Source organism: Streptomyces sp. ADMS, assembly GCF_033441795.1.
Taxonomy (GTDB): domain Bacteria; phylum Actinomycetota; class Actinomycetes; order Streptomycetales; family Streptomycetaceae; genus Streptomyces.
Window position 1 is genome coordinate 1 of record NZ_JAVFVX010000420.1, and the last position, 481, is coordinate 481.

General features: G+C 69.9%; 1 protein-coding gene. It reads left to right on the forward strand.

Features of this window, described 5'->3' with window-relative positions; translation table 11 throughout:
• A partial coding sequence (locus RB628_RS41360) for a helix-turn-helix domain-containing protein (RefSeq protein ID WP_318325764.1) occupies positions 1–481 on the forward strand: 481 nt, incomplete at both ends.

Consider the following 481-nt stretch of genomic DNA (forward strand, 5'->3'; position numbering starts at 1 on the left):
GAGCTGCTGCGTTCCTGGCGGAGCCGGTCGGATCCCCGTGCGTTCCCGGGGCTGACGGGGCCAGGGCGGCGGAGCGTCGGCCTGTCGCAGCGTGATGTGGCCCGCCTGACGGGCGTGAGCGAGCGCTGGTACGGCTCCCTGGAGCGGGGCGACGAAGCCAACTACTCGGCGGACTTCCTCGACCGCCTGTCGTCCGCTCTGCGCCTGAGCCGCGCTGAACGCCACGCCCTGTACCTGAGGGCCATCGGACGACCGCCGGTCCTCGCCGCCGTCCCGGAGGCGGACGCTGCCGCCGAAATGGACGAGATCCTCCAGCAATTCCTCGACAGTCAGTCGCCCAATCCGGCCTACGTGTCGGACCTGGCGTGGAATGTGATCGGCCACAACCAACCGCTGCGCGAGTGGTTCCCCTGGGCTGCCCATCAGGCCAACCTCATGCGATGGGCATTTCTCAGCCGGGAGGCCCGCGAGCAGCTCGTGA